The following is a 17,527-nucleotide window of genomic DNA, read 5'->3' as shown; positions in this document are numbered from 1 at the left end:
GCGCGGTCAGCGGCGGCGGACCGCCGCCAGCAGGGCCGGTGAGTGGTAGCCCGTCGACGTACCCGCGTGCCAGGACACCAGGTCAGGTGCCTCCGGGCGGGCGCCGCCCAGGGCGTACAGAGTGACCAGACCCAGGGCGCCGATCACGGTGATCCCCAGTGTGATCCCCACCGCCTGGTGGAAACCGTCGGCGAGCCCCTGGACGAGCGCGAAGTGCAGCAGGACCGGACCGATCAGGAAGGCCGCCTCCGAACGGAGCAGTTCCACCAGGGCGAAGGTGGGGCCGATCTGCGCGGCGGGGACGGAGAAGCCCGCAAGGAAGAGCCCCGGCGTGACACCCGCGCCGGCGCCGAAGCCGAGGAAGAACGAGGCGACGGGGACGGTCACCGAAGCGCTCGACGTGGAGGTGGCCAGCAGGACGGACGCGCCGACGGCCACGCTGACGGTACCGCACAGGGCCAGATACGGCGTCCAGCGGGTCGACATCAGCCGGCGGAACAGCAGCGCCGCGATGAGCACACCGAGGATCTGGGGGGTGACGAGTGCCCCGATCCGCAGCGGGGAGAAGCCGGCCGTCCTGGTCAGATAGACCTCGATCAGCTCCAGAAGGGTGGTGAAGCACGCCCCGACGAGCATCGCGTTGAGCGTGCCGACGACCGGCAGGGTGTTGCTGATGGGCCGCACCGGCATCAGCGGCTTGGCCTTGCGGTACTGACCGCCCACCAGAAGGACCCCGCAGACCAGCCCCACGAGGACCGGCACGTGGAACTCGGGGTCGCCGAAGCCGCCGCGCGTCAGCCACGAGACACCGAAGAACGGCAGTGCCGTGGTGGCGAGGGCGAGCGGGATCGCGGTCCAGTCGAACCTGGCCCTGCGGTCCGGTGGATCATTGCCCTCGAAGGTGAGGGAGCCGATGAACAGGCCCACCAGCGCGAGGGTGCCGACGCCCGCGAACAGCGGCCGCCAGCCCCCGAGCGAGCCGACGAGCCCGCCGACGAGGGGGCCGAAGGCCACCATCCCGAACAGCCCGAGACTGACCACGGCGGCGGTCGTCCGGAGTCTGGCAATGGGATGGCCCACGATCAGCGGCGGCAGCGCGGCGACCAGCAGCATGCCGGTGAACAGCCCCTGGAGCACCAGCCCGGCGGCGAACATCCCGATGTTCTGCGCGCTGAGCGCCAGCACCGAGCTCAGCACGAAACCGCACTCGCAGATGAGGTAGATCCGCCGCCGCGCGAACCGCTGGACGAGGTCGGCGGCGGCGACGGCACCGAAGGCGTACGCCGCGTTCGACATGCCGCTGCTGAGCTGGAGCTCGTACTCCGTGGCACCGATGTCTCCCATGATCTGCGGCTGCGCCAGGGAGGTGGCGGTGGTGAGGATCAGATAGGGGCTCAGCGCGAGCAGCGCGAGGGCGACGGCCGCCGGGTAGTTGCCGGCCAGCGGAAGCCGGCCGAACAGTCGGGTCGAAGGTGGGCTGAAGCGCAAGAACGCCTCCGTGGCCGGCGTGGGGGGAGCAACGGGAACGGCCGCCGGCAGGGCTCGGACCAGGGAGAACAAGGGGCCGGGGGGGAAGCCCGGCGGGCACGGCCGGCGAACCGGCTCAGCGTACGGTCGCGGGCCCCCCGCCCAGCCCTGACACGCCCGCCCCGTCCCCGCGCTCCCCGGCCCGGCCGTGTCCGCGGCCGGCCGGGCCGTCACTCACCCCGTCCGCCCGCGCCGCTTCCCCCTCGCCGCCGTCCCCGCTACCCGGAGCGCTCCGTGATGGTGATCTTCCCGTTCCTGATGGTGGCCAGGCGGGTCGCCCGGCGGGCGATCGCGCTGTCGTGGGTGACCATCACGAAGGTGAGCCCGTGCTCCTTCCAGAGCCCTTCGAGCAGGTCCATGATCTCGTCGCGCATGGACTCGTCGAGATTGCCGGTCGGTTCGTCCGCCAGCAGCACCTTCGGCCGCTTGACCAGCGCCCGCGCGATGGCGACGCGCTGCTGCTGGCCGCCGGACATCTCGGAGGGCACGTGGTTGAGCCGCTCCCCCAGTCCGACGGAGCGCAGCGCCCGCGCCGCGCGTTCGCGGCGTTCCCCGGCCTTGGTGCCGAGCGGTACGAGCGCCGTCTCGACGTTTTCCTGGGCGGACAGGGTGGGGACGAGGTTGAAGCTCTGGAAGACGAAGCCGATGGACCGGCCGCGCACGGCGGTGAGTTTGGCCTCGCCGAGCCGGCCGAGGTCGGTGCCGTCGAGCTTCACGCTGCCCGCGGTGGGCCGGTCGAGGCCGCCGAGCATCTGGAGGAGCGTGGACTTGCCGCCGCCGGTGGGGCCCTTGATGACGAGCCGGTCGCCCTCGCCGATGGTCAGATCGACCCCGGCGAGCGCGTGGACGGTGTCCTTGCCCCTGCGGTACTGCTTGGTGACGCCGCTGAGTTCGTACATGGTGCGACTCCTGCGCTGCTGCGGTGGGTTGAGGGTGTACGGGACCGTCCGGCGGCTACTCGACGCGGCGCAGCGCGTCGGCCGGCCGGAGGCGGGAGGCGCGCCAGCCGCCGAAGGCGCCGGCGATCAGTCCGCCCGCCACCGCGAGACCGACCGCCAGGGCGATCGTCGAGACGGAGACGGGCGCGGTCAGTGCGATCTCGATGGCCCTGTCGGCGCCCTGCCCGCCGGGCCCGCCCGCCCGGACGAGACCGCCGGCCGGGCCGCCGCCGGGGCCGCCGGCCGCGGCACCGAGCTGGGCGGTCAGGGAGGGGCTGAGGGCGGTCAGCGCGTAGGCACCGGCCACACCGACGGCGATACCGAGCGCGCCGCCGACCAGGCCGTTGACCATCGCCTCGCCGACGACCTGCCGGGTGACGCGCCCGCTCCTCCAGCCGAGGGCCTTGAGGGTGCCGAACTCCTGTACGCGGCGGCCGACGGCCGACATGGTGAGCAGCCCGGCGACGGCGAACGCGGCGACGAGCACGGCGACGGACAGCCACTTGCCGACACTGGTCGCGAGGTCGGACGCCGTGGAGAGGGAGCCCGAGACGGTGTCCGCGAGATCGGCGGAGGTGGTGACGGTGGTGCCCGGGACGTTCTTCTGGATGTCCGACTTGACGGCGCCGATCTGCTGGGAGTCGTCGGCCTGCACGTAGACCGTGGTGACCTTGTCCTCGGAGCCGGACAGGGTCTGCGCCCGCTTCAGGGGGATGTACAGATTGGCCGCGGCGTCGCCGCTGTCGGCGGTCGCCATGCCGACGATCTCGAACTTCGTTCCCTTGATGGTGACTTCGCTGCCGACCCGGTACTTCTTCTCCTTCGCGTAGGCGGCGTCGGCGACGGCCACCTCGGCGTCGTTCTCGTCCGTCCTGAACGTGCGGCCGTCGGTGATCTCGGACGAGGTCAGCGGGCCGAGGTCCTGATGGGCGGTGTCGGTGCCGTATACCGTGTAGGAGTTGACGGCGAAGTCGGCTCCTCCGCCGCGCACCTCACCCTGCGGACCGCCGATGCCACCGCCTCCGCCGCTTCCTCCGCCGCCGTTCGCGCCGCCCTCGCCCGGCTTGAACTCGCCACGCCTGAACTCCCCGTCGACCTTGACGACCGAGAGGCTGAGGCCGCCCACCGCGTTGGCCACGCCGGACTGGCCGGCGACCTTGCCGACGGTGCTGGACGCGAGGGTCTCGAAGCCCTGCGGCATGACGATGTCGTTGCTCTGCTCCTCGTCGCCTTCCTGCGCGTCGAACTTGAAGCGGGGCCCCGTCCGGCCGCCCTCCGAGGCGGGCGGCGCGGCCTTGGTGACGGTCATGTCCGTGCCGAGTCCGTACAGCGACTCCAGGACCTTTCCCTGGGCGTCCCGCATGCCCGATGAGACGGAGGTGACGACGATGACCAGCGCGATACCGAGGGCGAGCCCGGAGGCCACGACGAGCGCGGCCTTCCGGCGGCGGCGCAGTTCGCGCCGGAGGTAGGTGAAGAACATGGCGTGAAGCTATGCAGGGCGCGTGATGGGAGCATATGAGCGGCGTAAGAGAAGGATGAGAAGCCATGGGCGCGTGCGGGACAGCGGCGCGGGCAGGCAGCTCAGTCAGGCAGCACCCGCCAGGAACGCAGGCACCGCGAGCACCACCGGCACCGCGAGCAGCGCCGGGACCACGAGCACGCCAGGACCACGAGCACCGCCAGGACCGCGAGAGGGAGAGTCACGGATGTCGCGCTACCACGAGATCAAGCACCGGGTCGTCACCACCTTCCAGCGCCGGGTCGCCAATCCGCTCTCCTCACGGATGCCGTGGCAGACCCTTCTGGAGACCACGGGGCGCACGTCCGGACTGCCCCGGCGGACCCCGGTCGGCGGGAGCAGGGTCGGCGAGCAGTTCTGGCTGGTGTCGGAGTACGGCGACAAGTCGCAGTACGTACGCAACATCCTGGCCGACCCGAGGGTCCGTGTCCGTATCAAGGGCACCTGGCACACCGGGACCGCCCGTCCGGTGCCGGAGGACGATCCCCGCGCACGGCTCAGGAAGCTGCCGGCCGGGAACAGCGCGGTGGTCCGGCTGATGGGCACGAACCTGCTGACGGTGCGCGTCGATCTGGACGGCTGACGGACCCGGCCCGGACGGACGGGCCGGGTCCGTCAGGCCGGGGGCCGTCAGACCCGGGCCGTCAGACCGGGGCCTCGCCTCCGGTGTCCGGGAACGAGTGGTGCTCGTGCGCCACCACCCAGCGCCCCCGCTCCTTGCGCAGCCCGATCGGCGTGCTTCCTTTCCCCGGGACCTGGCGGACAGACCTCAAGGGAGCACCACCTCGCCCTGGTTGAGGACGCGCGGGTGGAAGTATCCGGCCTGGATCTCCGCGTTGGAGTTGTTTCCCTGCAACTGCTCCGACCAGAGCATGAAGTACGACCAGCGCGTCTGGCTGTCGAGCAGCGCCGCGTCGGGCATCTTGCCCAGTTCGGCGAGGGCCATCGGTTTGTCGCCCGCGATGGCGCTCAGCTGCTGGTAGTCGGACTGGCTGGGGTGGTTCTTGTACCAGACGTCCAGGGAGACGACGTCGACGTAGGCGTCACCGGGGTAGTACGCACTCCAGTTCCCGGCCGGGTTGTCCTGCACGTTCCACACCCAGATCAGGTTGTCGAGCCCCTTGCCGGCGAGATGGTCGCGGGTGACGCGGTAGAGCCGGGCGCCGCCGTCGGAGCCGGGCCGGTTCCCCCACCAGTTCCAGGACTCGTTCATCTCGTGGAGCGGGCGGAACAGTACGGGGACGCCCGCGTCCTTGAGCTGTTGGAGGTAGGGGACGACCTCGTCGAGGCGGCGCTTCCACGCGGTGTTGAGCGCGGTGCCTTCGGTGACCGTCGCCTCGAACTCCTCCCTGGAGATGGTGGACTTGACGCCGCCCTCGAACTCGCACGAGCCGCCGACCGTGGGCGGGCAGACGTGCCAGGTGAGCGTGGTGAGCGAGCCGTTGGCCCATTCGGTCTTCGCCTGGTCGATGACGCGCTGCCGGTTGGCGACGTCCTCGGCGCGGAACATCAGATCGCCGCCCCAGAGTCCGGGGTACTGGCCGGTGATGTCCTTCACGAGCTGGGTGTAGCGGCCGGGAGCGGCGGCCGGTTCCTTGTTGTGCTGGCCGGAGACGACACGTGTACCGGTGATGGACGTCAGGTAGTCGAGCACCTCCTGCTTGGGGGTGGCGGGGAACGCCCCGGCGGGGGCGGGCGACGCGGTGAGGGACACGACGGCCGTGGTCAGCGCCGCCGTGGCGAGGGCGACCAGCCGGGAACGGGAACGCGTACGGGAGCGGGAAGGGGTACGGGGACGTGTACGGGGGCGGTTTCCGCGCATGGCGAAGCGAGCCTTCCTCTTCGGTGGGGGGTTGCGGGGGCGCGCTGTTCGGTGGAGGTGGGTGTTACGGGGGCGGTGGTGGGCCGGTCGAGCCGCGTGGGATCAGGGACGGGGTGGGGACCTGACGGCCGGTCACGCGCTCGCCGCCCAGGACGTCGTACATCGCCCTCGCCACCTCCGCGCCGAACGCGTGGATGTCGTGGCTCATCGCGGAGAGCGGGGGGTGCGTGAGCCGGCACAGCTGGGAGTCGTCCCAGGCCAGCAGGGACACGTCGGCGGGGACCCGGAGCCCCATCTCGGCGGCGACGGCGAGCCCGGCGACGGCCATCAGGTCGTTGTCGTACACGATCGCCGTGGGGCGGGCGGCGGAGGCGAGCAGCGAGCGGGTGGCGCGGGCGCCGTCGTCGCCGGAGTAGTCGGTGACGCGCCGACGCTCGTCGTTGAGGCCCAGTTCGGTCGTGGCGGCCCTGAACGCCTCGGTGCGCAGGGCGCTGTGGCCCAGCTCGGCCGGTCCTCCGACATGGGCGATGGAGCGGTGGCCGAGGGCCGCGAGATAGCGGACGGCCTCCGTGACGGCCGTACCGTCGTCCGTCCACAGGGCGGTGAACGGCCCGGTGAGCGAGGGGTGGCCGACGGCGATCACGGGCACGCCGAGCTCGGCGACGGCGCGGACGCGCGGGTCGTCGCGCTGGAGGTCGACCAGGACGGACCCGGCGATCCGGCCGGATCTCCACCAGTGCCGCTGGAGCCGGATCTCCTCGTCCACGTCCCGTACCAGGCGCAGCAGCAGGGCGCCGTCGCGCTCGGTGAGCACGCTGCCGATACCGGAGATGAAGTCCATGTAGAAGGGTTCCAGGCCGAGTTGGCGGGCCGGGCGGCGGATCGCGAGCCCCACGGTGCCCGTGCCGGCGCCGGCGCCGCGCGCACCTCGCGCGCGTGCCGAGCGGTTGGGCTCCCAGCCCATCACCTCGGCGGTCCGCAGGATGTGCGCCCGGGTGGTCTCGGAGACGCCCGGCTTGTTGTTGAAGGCGAGCGAGACGGCGGCCCGCGAGACACCGGCGCGGGCGGCGACGTCCCTGATGGTCAGCCGCTCTCCGGCGGCGCTCACACCGGCTCCACCATGAACAGCGCCGCGCGTACGGAGGCGGGCGCGCCGTCGCCGTCCCAGCCGCGTACGCGGATGGTGACGCTCTCGCCCGGCAGCAGCGTCAGCGGTCCCTGGTCGGCGACGGCGGTGGGCGCGAGCCGGTCGGCCTGGAGCAGCAGGTCGCGCAGGAGCGTACGGGCGGTGACGACGACGTCCACGGTGTCGGGTTCGCCGCTCTGGCGGACGGTCGCCACGTCGTAGCGCGGGGCGGGGAGGGCGAAGGAGTGGTCGCGTACGGGGAAGTGCAGCGCCCGCAGCTCCCCCGCGTCGGCGACCAGGAACTCCTTGCCGGACGCGGCGTCCGGCAGCAGGTCGCCGGGCACGGTGGCGAACGCGACCGCGCGTGCTCCGGCGCGCGCCGTCACGGTCGTCTCGGCCAGGGTCCGGCCGTCGGCGGTCATGCGGCGCAGCCGTACGGCGGCCTCCCACGGGGTGGGGGACTGGTTGTCGGCGACGACGGTGGGCCGGCCGTCGCGGGTCTGCACGGTGAGCAGCCGGTCCGCGTACAGCCGGCGCAGGGTGAACCAGAGCGGTTTGGGGCGTGCGTCGCCGTCGACGGCGGCCCAGGAGGTCACCGGCCAGCAGTCGTTGAGCTGCCAGAGCACGGTGCCCGCGCACACCGGCCAGTGGGAGCGCCAGTGTTCGATGCCGGTGGCGACGGCCCGTGCCTGGTTGAGCTGGGTGAGGTAGTGCCAGCGGTCGAAGTGCGTGGGACCGGCCGGGGGCGGCGCGAAGTGGTGGGCGAGGCCGCGCTCCAGTTTGCCGTTGCCGTCGTGCGCCTTCTGGTGGTGGAGCATGCCCGGTGAGGTGGGGTGAAGTTCCTCGCCGGGCAGCGCGCGGCGCAGGGTGGCGTGGGCGGGCGGGGCCTGCCAGCCGAATTCGGCGACGAAACGGGGGACGGTGTCGAGGTAGTCCGTGTAGTCGGTGCGGTTCCACACGTCCCAGGAGTGGGCGGTGCCGTGCGCGGGGTCGTTGGGGTGGTGGTCCCAGCCGCCGGACCAGGGGCTGCCCGCCCAGTAGGGCCGGGTGGGGTCCGTCTCGGCGACGACGCGGGGCAGCAGGCCCAGGTAGTAGCCCTCGCCCCAGGAGTCGCCGTGGAGCGCGGGCTCCCAGTCCCAGTCGCGGAACCCCCACAGGTTCTCGTTGTTGCCGTTCCACAGGACCAGGGAGGCGTGCGGCATGAGGCGGGTGACGTTGTCGCGGGCCTCGGCCTCGATCTCGGAGCGCAGCGGCTGCTCCTCGGGGTAGGCGGCGCAGGCGAAGAGGAAGTCCTGCCAGACCAGCAGGCCGAGTTCGTCGCAGATGTCGTAGAAGTCGTCGCTCTCGTAGATGCCGCCGCCCCAGACCCGTACGAGGTTGACGCCGGCGTCGGCGGCCTGGGTGAGGCGGTCGCGGTAGCGGTCGGGGCCGACACGGGAGGGGAAGACGTCGTCGGGGATCCAGTTGACGCCGCGGGCGAAGACCGGCTCCGCGTTGACGGCGAGGGTGAAGGCGGTGCCGTGCGCGTCGGCGCCGGTGTCGAGGGTGACGGTACGGAAGCCGATTCGGCGCTCCCACCGGTCGAGGACCGTGCCGCTCGCGTCGAGCAGCTCCAGCTCGGCCCGGTGGAGGGGTTGTTCGCCGTAGCCGCGGGGCCACCACAGGGCGGCGTCGGGGACTTCGACCGTGAGGGTGGTGCCGTCGCCGTCGAAGTCGGCGGAAGCGGTGTGGTCGCCGACGCGGGCGCGGGCGGTGAGGACCCCGCCGCCCGTGGCGGTGCGCTCGACGTCGACGCGCAGCTCCGCGCGGCCCGTCGGGCCGTCGACGGTGACCAGCGGGCGGACGGTGGCGAGGCGGGCGGTGGACCAGTGCTCCAGGCGGACGGGTTTCCACAGGCCGGCGGTGACGAGCGTCGGCCCCCAGTCCCAGCCGAAGGAGCAGGCCATCTTGCGGATGTACTGGAACGGCTCGGGATAGGGGCCCGGCCGGTCGCCCGCCTTCGCGCGGACGGCCTCGGCCTCGGTGTAGGCGGAGGTGAACTCCACGGACAGCGGTGTGCCGGCGGCCGGGTCGAGCCGGCCGGTGATGTCGAAGCGGTAACCGCGGTGCATGTTGCGGGTGCTTGCGACGAGGGCACCGCCCACGCGGACGGCGGCGACGGTGTCGAGTCCCTCGAAGACGAGGTCGGTGCGCTCGTGCGGGGTGTCGCGGGGGCCGAGCGCGGTGTCGTAACGCCAGTCCGTACGGCCCACCCAGGCGACCGATGTCTCGTTCCGGGAGAGGAACGGGTCCTCGATCAGCCCGGCGGCGAGCAGATCGGTGTGGACACAGCCCGGAACGCTCGCGGGGATGTCGCCGGCGGGCGCCCCGGCCGGGGCGGAGACGGGGTCGGCCGGGACGTGGCGCAGCGTCCAGCCCTCGGTGAGGGGGGTGACGTCCTTCATGCGGGATGCTCCGATCTCGGACGGCGTGCCGCTCAACGTAGGGGCGGCGGCCTGGTTCAGTCCATAGACCGGTCCAGCTTATTTTCCCGCTGTAAACAAGGCAGTTGGCACGGGATTACTTAACCTTTACTCAACTCGTCGGCGTCCGGGGCACCATCGCGATGCCGTCCAGCTCGACCAGGGCGCTCTCGTCCCAGAGTCTGACGACGCCGATCAGTGCCATCGCCGGGTACTCGCGGCCGGCGAGCCGCTTCCAGACCCGGCCCAGTTCGGCGGCGTGCGCGCGGTACTCCGCCACGTCGGTGGTGTAGACGGTCACCCGGGCGAGATGGGCCGGGGTGCCCCCCGTCGCGGCCAGTGCGGTGAGCAGATTGCCCAGAGCCCTCTCGAACTGCTCGACCAGGCTCTCCCCCACCACCGCGCCGGTCGCGTCGAGCGCCGTCTGGCCGGCCAGGAAGACCAGCCGGCCGTCGGTCGCGGTCACGCCGACCGCGTGCGAGAAGCCGCTGGGCGGGGCGAGTTCCGCGGGGTTGGTCCGCTCCAGGCTCATCCGTACAACTCCTTGGCGATGATGGTGCGCTGGACCTCGGTCGCGCCCTCGTAGATCCGGGGCGCGCGGACCTCTCGGTAGAGGTGTTCCAGCAGATGGCCGCGGCGCAGGGCGCGGGCGCCGTGCAACTGGACGGCGGCGTCGACCACGTACTGCGCGGTCTCCGTCGCGAACAGCTTCGCCATCGCCGACCGTCGCGGGACGTCCGGCGCGCCGGTGTCGTACGCCTCGGCCGCCGCGTACACCAGCAGCCGGGCCGCCTCCGTACGCGTCGCCATCTCGGCCACCTGGTGCGCCACCGACTGGAGTTCCCTGAGCGGGCCGCCGAACGCGGTGCGTTCGGCGGTGTGGGCGAGGGTCGCGTCGAGGGCGGCGCCCGCCATCCCGACGGCGAAGGCGCCGACGCTGGGGCGGAAGAGGTTGAGGGTGTTCATGGCGACGCGGAAGCCCCGGTCCACCTCGCCGAGCACGTCGGCGGCGCTCACGCGCACGGAGTCGAAGGCCAGGGCTCCGATGGGGTGCGGTGAGAGCATCTCGATCGGCGAGCCGGTCAGTCCGGGCCGGTCGGCGGGGACGAGGAACGCGGTGACGCCGCGCGCCCCGGCGCCCGGGGTCGTCCGGGCGAAGACGGTGTAGAAGTCGGCCTCGGGCGCGTTGGAGATCCAGCACTTCTCACCGGTGAGCAGCCAGCCGGGGCCGTCCGCGCCGGAGCCGGCGGGCCCGTCCGCGACGGCGTCGAGCGCGAGCGCCGCCGCGTCGGACCCGGCGCCCGGCTCGCTCAGCGCGAACGCGGCCACGGCGCGGCCGGCCGCCACCTCGGGCAGCCAGCGCCCGCGCTGCTCCGCCGTACCGGCCTGGACGAGCGGGTGGCTGCCGAGCCCCTGGAGGGCGAGCGCGGTCTCCGCCTCCGTACAGCCGTGGGCCAGGGATTCACGCAGCAGGCAGAGGTCGAGCGCCCCGGCACCCAGCATGCGGTCGAGCAGCCCCAGCTCGCCGAGGGCGGCGACGAGGGGGCGGTTGACCCGGCCCGGCTCGCCCTTCTCGGCGAGTGGGCGCAGGCGGTCGGCGGCGACGGCGCGCAGCTCGTCGCACCAGGACTTCTGTGCCGGATCGAGCGAGAATACGGGCATCCGGGCCCTCACTTGTATCGCGTCTATCGCGGACTGTTGACTGTCGTCACCCACACGATACGCTCGATGGACAAGGGCACCAAGCCACCCCACAAGGGGGCGAACGATGGAGCTGACACCGGCGGTTCTCACACCCTCGGCGCACCGCGACACTTTTCCGCGCGACCATCTGCCGCCGGCCGGACAGTGGCCGGAGCTCGTCTTCGACCCGCCCGGACTCCGCGGACCCGACCGGCTCAACTGCGCCGTCGAACTCCTCGACCGCACGGTGGACACGCACGGCGCCGACCGCCCCGTCTTCCACCTCCCCTCGGGCGACCCCTGGTCCTACGGTCAGCTGCGCACCCGGGTTGACCGGATCGCGCACGTCCTGACCTCCGAGCTGGGCGTCGTGCCGGGAAACCGGGTCATGCTGCGCGGACCGACCACACCCTGGCTCGCCGCGTGCTGGCTCGCCGTGCTGAAGGCGGGCGCGGTGGCGGTGACGGTGCTCGCGCAGCAGCGGGCGCGGGAGCTGGCCACGATGTGCGAGATCGCGCGGGTCAGCCACGCGCTGTGCGACATCAGATCGGTGGACGAGCTGGTCGAGGCGGAGGTGCCGGGGCTGCGCACCGTGACCTACGGAGGGGGCGCGCCGGACGATCTGCTGCGGCGGGCGGAGCGGATGCCCGAGCGGTACGAGGCGGTGGAGACGGCGGCCGACGACGTCGCGCTCATCGCGTTCACCTCGGGGACCACGGGACGGCCCAAGGGGTGCATGCACTTCCACCGCGACGTGCTCTCCATCGCCGACACGTTCTCGCGCCATGTGCTGCGCCCCGAGCCCGGCGACGTGTTCGCCGGCAGCCCACCGCTCGGCTTCACCTTCGGGCTCGGCGGTCTGGTGGTCTTCCCGATGCGGGCGGGCGCGTCGACGCTGCTGCTCGAACAGGCCGGTCCCAGGCAGCTGTTGGCGGCCGTGGCCGAACACCGGGTGTCGGTGCTGTTCACCGCGCCGACCGCGTACCGCGTGATGCTGGGCGAACTGGCCGGGCCCGGCGGGAGCGCGTACGACATCTCCGGTCTGCGCCGCTGCGTCTCCGCCGGGGAGAATCTGCCCGCCGTCACCTGGCAGGACTGGTACGAGCGGACCGGGATGCGCGTCATCAACGGCATCGGCGCGACGGAGCTGCTGCACATCTTCATCTCGGCGGCCGACGAGGCGGTCCGCCCCGGTACGACCGGTGTGCCGGTGCCCGGCTGGCAGGCGCGGGTGGTGGACGAGGCGGGCGATCCGGTGCCCGACGGGGAGCCGGGGCTGCTGGCCGTACGCGGCCCGGTCGGCTGCCGGTATCTCTCCGATCCGCGCCAGTCGGTGTACGTGCGCGACGGCTGGAACCTCACCGGCGACACCTATGTGCGCGAGCCGGACGGCTACTTCCGCTATGTCGCCCGCGCGGACGACATGATCATCTCGGCGGGGTACAACATCGCGGGCCCCCAGGTCGAGGAGGTCCTGCTGGCCCACCCCGATGTGACGGAGGCGGCGGTCGTCGGGCACCCGGACGAGCTGCGGGGCCAGATCGTGGCGGCGTACGTGGTGCTGCGCGAGGGCGCACGGCCGGACGAGGAGACGAAGGAGGCGCTGCGCGCGTTCGTCACGGCACGGCTGGTGCCGTACAAGTGCCCGCGCGTCTTCGAGTTCCCCTCCGCGCTTCCCCGCACCCCGACGGGCAAGCTCCAGCGCTTCCGCCTCCGGCCGGGCGCCTGAGCCCGCGGGCGGCCCGGCTGGGGAGACACGCTCTAGAGTGATCGCGTGGCCGAGCAGCACACCCCGCGATCCCTGATCGTCACCCTCTACGGCGCGTACGGCCGGACGCCGGACGGCGCGCCGCGCGCCGTGGCCGAGCTGGTCCGGCTGCTCGGCGCGCTCGGGGTCGACGCGCCGTCCGTACGGTCCTCGGTGTCGCGGCTCAAGCGCAGGGGGCTGCTGGTCCCCGAGCGCACACCGGAGGGCGCGGCCGGCTACGCGCTCTCCGCCGACGCCCGCCAACTGCTCGACGACGGCGACCGGCGGATCTACCACCGCCCCGCGCCCCGGCTGTCGGACGGCTGGGTGCTTGCGGTGTTCTCCGTCCCCGAGGCCGAGCGGCACAAGCGCCATCTGCTGCGGTCGAGGCTGGCCCGGCTGGGGTTCGGCACCGCCGCGCCGGGGGTCTGGATCGCCCCCGGCCATCTGTACGAGGAGACACGGCACGCGCTGGAGCGACTGCGCCTCGACCCGTACGTCGATCTGTTCCGCGGCGAGCACCTGGGCTTCACGGCGACGGCGGAGGCGGTGGGCCGGTGGTGGGACCTCGGTCAGATCGCCGCGCTGCACGGGGAGTTCCTCCGGGCCCACGAGGCGGTGCTGCGCCGGTGGGAGACGCGGGGTCCCGCCGCCGCCCCGGCCGAGGACGCCTACCGGGACTATCTGCTGGCGCTCGACTCCTGGCGCCAACTTCCCTACACCGATCCGGGGTTGCCGGTGGAGCTGCTGCCGGCGGACTGGCCGGGCGGACGTTCGGCGGAGGTCTTCACGGCGCTGCACACCCAACTGCGCGACCTCGGGGCGGATTTCGTACGCCCGGCTTGAAATCCGGATGACCCGCGGGGCGGGCCCGGACATCATCGGCTTCATGGACGGGACAGCCGAACCACGCTGGATGATCGTCGCCAACGTCGTGCGGTGGCGCCGGTACGGCGACGGCGGGCGGGAACTGCGCCCCGGCACGAAGGCGTACCGGGGCGGCGCGCGGGTGTTCGTCATCGACACCTACCCGGGGATGGGACACGAGGACGTGACCACGGTCGGCCAGGCGCGCAACACCGGCCACTGGATCACCATCGACATGCCCTCCCGGCATCTGCACACCTGCCGGGCCAGGCTCGTGCACTCACCCGCCGTGCTGCGCCGGGCCCTGAAGGCGGGTGCCCCGGCGCACACGGAGGAGTGCGCGCGGGAGCGGGCGGCCGGTCTGGAACGGCTCGCGGCGCTGTACCGCCGGGAGAGCCACGCGGGCGTCCCGCACCCGGACGGATGCCTGTGCCACGAGTGCCTGACCGGAGCGGGGTCGTGAGCCACGACCGGGGTCCCGGGTCCGGCGTCGCGGGCCGGGTCCCGGGTCCGGCGTAGCGGGCCGGGCGTCTCCGGCCGGCCGGGCGTCCGGCGCCGGTTCAGGAGAGGGTGAGCCTCGGCTTCGGGCCGTCCGTGCGGCCCGTCGGCGGCGGGCGGCTGCCCGCGCGGTACGGCAGCGGCCACGGTGCGCCCGGACCGCTGTAGCCCTGGTCCGCCGCCGCGTGCAGGGTCCAGTGCGGGTCGTACAGGTGGGGGCGGGCCAGCGCGCAGAGGTCCGCGCGGCCCGCCAGCAGCAGGGAGTTGACGTCGTCCCAGGACGAGATGGCGCCGACGGCGACGACCGGCACCGAGAGGGTGTTGCGGATCCGGTCGGCGAACGGCGTCTGGTAGGAACGGCCGAACTCGGGGCGCTCCTCGGGGACGACCTGCCCGGTCGACACGTCGATCGCGTCGGCCCCGCGGGCGGCGAACGCGCGGGCGATCCCGACCGCCTCGTCGGCGGTGTTGCCGCCCGGCGCCCAGTCGGTGGCCGATATCCGGACCGTCATCGGACGGTCGTCGGGCCACGACTCCCGTACGGCGTCGAACACTTCGAGCGGATAGCGCAGCCGCCCGGCGAGGTCGCCGCCGTAGGCGTCGGTCCGGGTGTTGGTCAGCGGTGAGAGGAAACCGGAGAGCAGATAGCCGTGGGCGCAGTGGAGTTCGAGAAGGTCGAAGTCCGCTTCGGCGGCCCGGCGGGCCGCCGAGGCGAACTGCTCGCGGATCTCGGTGAGTCCGGCCCGGTCGAGCGCGCGGGGCGTCTGACCGACGTCCGGCAGGTACGGCAGCGCCGACGCGGCGGCCAGCGGCCAGTTGCCGTCCGGCAGCGGCCGGTCCATGCCCTCCCACATGAGGCGGGTGGAGCCCTTGCGCCCCGAGTGGCCGAGCTGGATCCCGATCGCGGCTCCGGGTGAACCGGCCTCGGCGGGGGCGCCGTTGTGCACGAACTGAGTCACCCGCCGCCAGGCGGCGCCCTGTTCGTCCGTCCAGAGCCCGGTGCAGCCGGGAGTGATCCGGCCCTCGGGGCCGACGCACACCATCTCCGTCATGACGAGCCCCGCACCGCCGAGCGCGCGCCCGCCGAGGTGGACCAGATGGAAGTCGCCGGGCATGCCGTCCTCGGCGGCGTACATGTCCATCGCCGAGACGACGACCCGGTTGCGCAGCGTCAGTCCGCGCAGCCGGAAAGGGGTGAACATGGGCGGCGTGCCGGGCTCGCAGCCGAAGTCCTCCTCCACCGCGCCGGTGAACACCGCGTCGCGCAGCCGCAGGTTGTCGTGCGTGACACGGCGGCTGCGGGTGAGCAGGCCGAACGCGAACTGCCGGGCGGGCTGGTCCGTGTAGGTGGCCAGCTCCTCGAACCAGCGCAGGCTCGCCGCCGCCGCACGCTGCGTGGACTCCACGACGGGGCGCCGCTCGGTCTCGTACGCGGCCAGCGCGGCCGGCAGATCCGGCTGCTCCTCGACGCACGCGGCGAGCGCCAGGGCGTCCTCGACGGCGAGTTTCGTGCCGGAGCCGATGGAGAAGTGAGCGGTGTGGGCGGCGTCGCCGATGAGGACCGTGTTGCCGTGGCTCCAGCGCTCGTTGACGACGGTGCGGAACGCGGTCCAGGACGACTTGTTGGCACGCAGCGCACGGCCGCCGAGCGCGTCGGCGAATATCCTGGCGCACTCCTCGGTGGACCCGCGCTCGTCGAACGTGTCGAACCCGGCCGCGCGCCAGACCTCTTCGCGCATCTCGACGATGACGGTGCTGTCGCCGGGCGAGAACGGGTAGCCGTGGAGCTGCATCACGCCGTGCTCGGTCTCGGCGATCTCGAACCTGAACGCGTCGAAGGCGAAATCGGCGGCGAGCCAGATGTAGCGGCACCGTTCGGTGCCGACGGTGGGCCGGAAGACATCGGCGTGGGTCTCGCGCGTGCGGCTGTTCACACCGTCGGCGGCGATCACCAGGTCGTGGGTGGCGGCGAGTTCGGCGGCGGGCGGCGCCTCGGTGCGGAAGCGGAGCCGTACGCGCAGGGACGCGCAGCGCCCGTGCAGGATCTCCAGGAGCCGGCGGCGGCCCAGGGCGGCGAAGCCGTGGCCTCCGGAGGTCAGGGTGCGGCCCCGGTGGACGATGTCGATGTCGTCCCAGCGCACGAACTCGTCCTGGAGCGCGCGGTGGACGGTGGGGTCGGCGTGCTCGATGCCGCCCAGGGTCTCGTCGGAGAGGACGACGCCGAAGCCGAAGGTGTCGTCGGGGGCGTTGCGTTCCCAGACGGTGATCTCACGCCGGGGGTCGAGCCGTTTGAGCAGGACGGCGGCGTACAGCCCGCCGGGGCCGCCGCCGACGACTGCGACCTTCAGTGCGGGCCGCCGGTCCCGATCGGACGGCCGGGTGGCTGCCCCGTCGGCCGTCACGGTCAGCGGCCCTGCCACTTGGGGGGTCGCTTCTCGGAGAAGGCGGCGTGGAACTCCGCGTAGTCCTCGCCGTTCATGAGCAGCGCCTGGGTGGCGGCGTCCAGTTCGACGGACGCGGCGAGCGGCATGTCCAGCTCGGCGGTGAGCAGCGCCTTGGTCTGCGCGTGCGCGAGCGCCGGTCCGTCGGCGAGCCGCCGGGCGAGTCCGGCGGCCCGGCTGTCGGCGGCGCCCTCGTCGGTCAGTTCGCTGATCAGACCGATCCGTTCGGCCTCGGGGGCGCGGACGGGCTCGCCGAGCATCAGCAGCCGGGTGGCGTGGCCGAGCCCGACGACGCGCGGCAGCAGATACGCCGCGCCCATGTCGCCGCCGGAGAGGCCGACCCGGGTGAAGAGGAACGCGAAGCGGGCGGTGGGGTCGGCGACGCGGAAGTCGGCGGCCAGCGCGAGGACGGCGCCGGCGCCCGCGGCGACTCCGTGCACGGCGGCGACCACCGGGAACGGGCATTCGCGTACGGCCCTGACGACCTGGCCGGTCATCCGGTTGAAGTCGAGGAGTTCGGCGGTGTCCATGGAGAGCGTGGCACCGATGATCTCGTCCACGTCACCGCCCGAGCAGAAGCCGCGCCCCTCGCCCGCCAGGACGAGTGCGCGGACGGAGCGCTCCCTGGACAGCTCGGCGAGCAGGTCGCGCAGATCGGCGTAGGCGCCGAAGGTGAGGGCGTTGAGCTTGTCGGGGCGGGCGAGGGTGACGGTCGCGACGCCGTCCTCGCGGGTCAGCCGCAGATGCCGCCACTCCTCGGTGCGGGGGGCGGAGCCGGAGAACGGGCTCATCGGGCGGCCTCCTTCAGCTGGACGTCTGCCGTGTGCCGGTCGCCCGGAGCGCGGGGCGGACCCTGCGAATTCAAGGTATCACCGGTCCGTGACCGCCGTCACG

The 17,527-nt window shown here is 72.9% G+C and carries 15 protein-coding genes; 4 read left to right on the top strand and 11 right to left on the bottom strand.

All coding sequences use genetic code 11. The features are described from left to right. Positions 1–6: 6 nt before the first annotated feature. From ACZ61E_RS02065 to ACZ61E_RS02055, 3 genes are all read right to left on the bottom strand, one after another. Positions 7–1,488 (bottom strand): MFS transporter, encoded by a 1,482-nt coding sequence (locus tag ACZ61E_RS02065; RefSeq protein WP_469696788.1) that lies wholly within the window; start codon positions 1,486–1,488, stop codon positions 7–9. Between the two features lie 257 nt (positions 1,489–1,745). Beyond that, complete coding sequence (locus ACZ61E_RS02060) at positions 1,746–2,426, bottom strand: ABC transporter ATP-binding protein (RefSeq protein WP_469696786.1); 681 nt, start codon at positions 2,424–2,426, stop codon at positions 1,746–1,748. 55 nt (positions 2,427–2,481) lie between these two features. Next, positions 2,482–3,948 (bottom strand): ABC transporter permease, encoded by a 1,467-nt coding sequence (locus ACZ61E_RS02055; RefSeq protein ID WP_469696784.1) that lies wholly within the window; start codon positions 3,946–3,948, stop codon positions 2,482–2,484. Between the two features lie 226 nt (positions 3,949–4,174). Here ACZ61E_RS02055 and ACZ61E_RS02050 point away from each other — a divergent pair, with 226 nt between their 5' ends. Next, a complete protein-coding gene (locus ACZ61E_RS02050) occupies positions 4,175–4,570 on the top strand; it encodes a nitroreductase/quinone reductase family protein (protein WP_469696782.1) in 396 nt (131 codons plus the stop codon). 61 nt (positions 4,571–4,631) lie between these two features. Here ACZ61E_RS02050 and ACZ61E_RS02045 read toward each other — a convergent pair whose 3' ends face one another. From ACZ61E_RS02045 to ACZ61E_RS02020, 6 genes are all read right to left on the bottom strand, one after another. Then, positions 4,632–4,760, bottom strand: coding sequence for a hypothetical protein (locus tag ACZ61E_RS02045; protein ID WP_469696780.1), 129 nt, complete (start codon positions 4,758–4,760; stop codon positions 4,632–4,634). After that, positions 4,757–5,809 carry a glycosyl hydrolase gene (locus ACZ61E_RS02040; RefSeq protein ID WP_469696778.1) on the bottom strand — a complete coding sequence of 351 codons (1,053 nt, stop codon included), beginning with the start codon at positions 5,807–5,809 and terminating at the stop codon, positions 4,757–4,759. Before ACZ61E_RS02040 ends, ACZ61E_RS02045 begins: the two co-directional genes overlap by 4 nt. Positions 5,810–5,873: 64 nt before the next feature. After that, entirely contained in the window at positions 5,874–6,917 is a 1,044-nt protein-coding gene (locus ACZ61E_RS02035; RefSeq protein ID WP_469696776.1) for a LacI family DNA-binding transcriptional regulator, read from the bottom strand. Next, on the bottom strand, positions 6,914–9,379 hold the full coding sequence (locus ACZ61E_RS02030) for a glycoside hydrolase family 2 protein (RefSeq protein ID WP_469696774.1): 2,466 nt from the start codon (positions 9,377–9,379) through the stop codon (positions 6,914–6,916). The genes ACZ61E_RS02035 and ACZ61E_RS02030 overlap by 4 nt, the downstream gene beginning before the upstream one ends. Before the next feature lie 130 nt (positions 9,380–9,509). Next, positions 9,510–9,929, bottom strand: a complete 420-nt coding sequence (locus ACZ61E_RS02025; RefSeq protein WP_469696773.1) for a RidA family protein — start codon at positions 9,927–9,929, stop codon at positions 9,510–9,512. Further along, on the bottom strand, positions 9,926–11,059 hold the full coding sequence (locus ACZ61E_RS02020; protein WP_469696772.1) for an acyl-CoA dehydrogenase family protein: 1,134 nt from the start codon (positions 11,057–11,059) through the stop codon (positions 9,926–9,928). The genes ACZ61E_RS02025 and ACZ61E_RS02020 overlap by 4 nt, the downstream gene beginning before the upstream one ends. 106 nt (positions 11,060–11,165) lie before the next feature. Between ACZ61E_RS02020 and ACZ61E_RS02015 the strand changes: the two genes are divergently transcribed. Genes ACZ61E_RS02015 through ACZ61E_RS02005 form a run of 3 tightly spaced genes read left to right on the top strand, consistent with a single transcriptional unit; the run spans position 11,166 to position 14,157 of the window. After that, on the top strand, positions 11,166–12,809 hold the full coding sequence (locus ACZ61E_RS02015; RefSeq protein ID WP_469696770.1) for an AMP-binding protein: 1,644 nt from the start codon (positions 11,166–11,168) through the stop codon (positions 12,807–12,809). A 45-nt stretch (positions 12,810–12,854) separates the two neighbouring features. Continuing rightward, the gene (locus ACZ61E_RS02010; RefSeq protein ID WP_469696769.1) at positions 12,855–13,673 is read left to right on the top strand and encodes a PaaX family transcriptional regulator; all 819 of its coding nucleotides are present in this window, start codon (positions 12,855–12,857) and stop codon (positions 13,671–13,673) included. 43 nt (positions 13,674–13,716) lie between these two features. Then, positions 13,717–14,157: a hypothetical protein gene (locus ACZ61E_RS02005; protein ID WP_469696767.1), complete on the top strand. Its 441-nt coding sequence runs from the start codon at positions 13,717–13,719 to the stop codon at positions 14,155–14,157. Between the two features lie 97 nt (positions 14,158–14,254). Here ACZ61E_RS02005 and ACZ61E_RS02000 read toward each other — a convergent pair whose 3' ends face one another. Together ACZ61E_RS02000 and ACZ61E_RS01995 are read right to left on the bottom strand one after the other, a co-directional pair. After that, positions 14,255–16,540 carry a bifunctional salicylyl-CoA 5-hydroxylase/oxidoreductase gene (locus ACZ61E_RS02000; protein ID WP_469697119.1) on the bottom strand — a complete coding sequence of 762 codons (2,286 nt, stop codon included), beginning with the start codon at positions 16,538–16,540 and terminating at the stop codon, positions 14,255–14,257. 56 nt (positions 16,541–16,596) lie between these two features. Next, on the bottom strand, positions 16,597–17,424 hold the full coding sequence (locus ACZ61E_RS01995; protein ID WP_469696765.1) for an enoyl-CoA hydratase family protein: 828 nt from the start codon (positions 17,422–17,424) through the stop codon (positions 16,597–16,599). Between the last annotated feature and the right edge of the window lie 103 nt (positions 17,425–17,527).

The sequence above is a fragment of the Streptomyces sp. NPDC104581 genome (assembly GCF_055583685.1).
The sequence above is the reverse complement of the archived record's forward strand: the minus strand, read 5'-3'. Positions and strand labels throughout refer to the sequence as shown.

Excerpts from the sequence above, each read along its gene's own strand:
- ACZ61E_RS02040 (WP_469696778.1), bottom strand. The coding sequence starts at position 5,809 with ATGCGCGGAAACCGCCCCCGTACACGTCCCCGTACCCCTTCCCGCTCC.
- ACZ61E_RS02050 (WP_469696782.1), top strand. The coding sequence starts at position 4,175 with ATGTCGCGCTACCACGAGATCAAGCACCGGGTCGTCACCACCTTCCAG.
- ACZ61E_RS02060 (WP_469696786.1), bottom strand. The coding sequence starts at position 2,426 with ATGTACGAACTCAGCGGCGTCACCAAGCAGTACCGCAGGGGCAAGGAC.
- ACZ61E_RS02025 (WP_469696773.1), bottom strand. The coding sequence starts at position 9,929 with ATGAGCCTGGAGCGGACCAACCCCGCGGAACTCGCCCCGCCCAGCGGC.
- ACZ61E_RS02015 (WP_469696770.1), top strand. The coding sequence starts at position 11,166 with ATGGAGCTGACACCGGCGGTTCTCACACCCTCGGCGCACCGCGACACT.
- ACZ61E_RS02030 (WP_469696774.1), bottom strand. The coding sequence starts at position 9,379 with ATGAAGGACGTCACCCCCCTCACCGAGGGCTGGACGCTGCGCCACGTC.
- ACZ61E_RS01995 (WP_469696765.1), bottom strand. The coding sequence starts at position 17,424 with ATGAGCCCGTTCTCCGGCTCCGCCCCCCGCACCGAGGAGTGGCGGCAT.
- ACZ61E_RS02005 (WP_469696767.1), top strand. The coding sequence starts at position 13,717 with ATGGACGGGACAGCCGAACCACGCTGGATGATCGTCGCCAACGTCGTG.
- ACZ61E_RS02055 (WP_469696784.1), bottom strand. The coding sequence starts at position 3,948 with ATGTTCTTCACCTACCTCCGGCGCGAACTGCGCCGCCGCCGGAAGGCC.
- ACZ61E_RS02020 (WP_469696772.1), bottom strand. The coding sequence starts at position 11,059 with ATGCCCGTATTCTCGCTCGATCCGGCACAGAAGTCCTGGTGCGACGAG.